Here is a 2,247-nt window from a genome sequence, read left to right on the forward strand (position 1 = left end):
CGGCCATGGCGGACGGCCGCTGCCGGTGCACGCCCGCGACGCCGCCGCGCTGCGCCGCCCCGAGCAGGTCGACGCGCTGCTCGCGCTGCCGCACGGCACCCGCCTCCTCGGCGTGATGGACGACGCCTCGGCGATCGTCTTCCTGGCGATGGCGTCGAGCCGCGGCGCGCACCTGCTCGCCCACGGCCACCATCGCCTCGCCTCGCAGGGCGCGACCCGCCATACCTGCAGCGCCACCGGCTGCGGCGAGGCGCTCGCCTGGCACGAACCGGCCTCGCATCCGGCCACGCACGTCGAGCGCTTCTACCTCGCCACCCTCGGCGAAACCACCCCGGGCGCACGCACGTCGCTGCCCGCAGTCCCGGGCGGCGACGAAGCGCTCGCCTCCTTCCTGATCCGGCTCTGACCCTCCGGACCACCACCCGAACGCCATTCCCCTGCCTTCCGCACCCGGAGAAACCATGACCACCACCCCGCGCAACGTGCTGCCCAAGGGCGTCAGTGCGAACGACTTCGAACAGGCCCTCGCCCAGATCCGCGCGATCGTCGGCGCCGAATACGTCGTGGCCGAGGACACCGCCCTCGCCCCCTACAACAAGATCATGATGGCCGTGCCCGACGAGCAGCACGCCCCGTCCGCCGCGGTGATGCCCGACAGCGTCGAGCAGATCCAGGCCATCATGAAGGTGCTCAACCAGCACCGCATCCCGGTGTATCCGATCTCCACCGGCAAGAACCTGGGCTACGGCTCGGCCGCCCCGGTCGAGCGCGGCCAGCTGGTCATGGATCTGCGCCGCATGAACCGCATCCTCGACGTCGATGCCGAGCTGTGCACCGCGCTCGTCGAGCCCGGCGTGACCTACCAGCAGCTCTACGACTACCTGCAGGAGAAGAAGCTGCCGCTGTGGTTCTCCTGCCCCGCCCCTTCCGTGATCGCCGGCCCGCTCGGCAACATGGTCGACCGCGGCGTGGGCTACACGCCCTACGGCGAGCACTTCCTGTTCTCGTCGGGCATGGAGGTGGTGCTCGCCGACGGCGAGGTGCTGCGCACCGGCATGGGCTCGATGCCAGGCTCGAACACCTGGCAGGTCTTCAAGTGGGGCTACGGCCCGACGCTGGACGGCATCTTCACCCAGTCGAACTACGGCATCGTCACCAAGATGGGCATGTGGCTGATGCCGGCGCCGCCCGACTACCGTCCCTTCCTGATCCAGTACCCGGAAGACACCGACATCACCAAGATCGTCGACGCGCTGCGCCCGCTGCGCATCGCGATGGTGATCCCCAACGCGGTGGTGATCGCCCACACGCTGTGGGAGGCGCCCTGCACCAAGGTCAATCGCGCCGACTACCACCCGGGCCCGGGCGCGATCAGCGACGAGGCGGTGCAGAAGATCCGCAAGGACCACAACCTCGGCGCCTGGAACGTGTATGCCGCGCTCTACGGCACGCCGGAGACCAACGCGGCGAACTGGAAGATCATCGAGCAGGTGGCCGCGGCCACCGGCGGCACGCTGATCACCGACTCGACCGAACAGGGCGGGCGCGCCACCCAGTACCGCTTCGACCTCATGAAGGGCAAGCCCAACCTCGGCGAATTCGACCTCTACAACTGGCGCGGGGGCGGCGGCTCGATGTGGTTCGCGCCGGTGTCGCAGGCCAAGGGCAGCGAGACGCTCAAGCAGATGCAGCTGGCCAAGGGCATCCTCGCCAAGTACGGCTTCGACTACGTGGGCGAGTTCATCGTCGGTTGGCGCGACATGCACCACGTCATCGACCTGCTCTACGATCGCAGCGATGCCGAGCAGATGAAGAAGGCCCACGCCTGCTTCGACGAGCTGCTGCAGGCCTTCGCCCGCGAGGGCTACGGCGTGTATCGCGCCAATACCGCCTTCGCCGAGAAGGTCGCCGCCACCTACGGACCGGTCAAGCGCGACGTCGAGCGCCGCCTCAAGCGCGCCCTCGACCCCAACAACATCATCGCCCCGGGACGCTGCGGCATCAGCATCTGATCCCCCACCGGCGGCCGTGCGCACGTGCCACGCGTGCGCTGCGGCCGCCCTTGCGCAGAGGAAACCAAGGATGAACGAGATCCACCTGCTGATCGGCGGCGAACGTCGCCGCGCCACGGACGGCGCCAGCTTCGAACGCCGCAACCCGCTCGACCACGGCGTCGCCACGCGCGCTCCCGCGGCCACCGCTGCGGACGCGGTGGCCGCGGTCGAGGCCGCCGCCGCGGCCTTCCCC

The 2,247-nt window shown here is 69.7% G+C and carries 1 protein-coding gene and 1 pseudogene; both read left to right on the top strand.

What is annotated here, in order from left to right; all coding sequences use genetic code 11:
* Positions 1 to 406, top strand: a pseudogene (locus C665_RS19310) (hypothetical protein); the annotation flags it as partial.
* A 55-nt stretch (positions 407 to 461) separates the two neighbouring features.
* Entirely contained in the window at positions 462 to 2,012 is a 1,551-nt protein-coding gene (locus C665_RS19315) for an FAD-binding oxidoreductase (protein WP_004328373.1), read from the top strand.
* Positions 2,013 to 2,247 lie beyond the last annotated feature (235 nt).

It is taken from the genome of Thauera aminoaromatica S2, assembly GCF_000310185.1.
GTDB classification, from domain to species: Bacteria; Pseudomonadota; Gammaproteobacteria; order Burkholderiales; family Rhodocyclaceae; genus Thauera; species Thauera aminoaromatica.

Coding starts and splice junctions, on each gene's coding strand:
- C665_RS19315 (WP_004328373.1), top strand. CDS start 462: ATGACCACCACCCCGCGCAACGTGCTGCCCAAGGGCGTCAGTGCGAAC.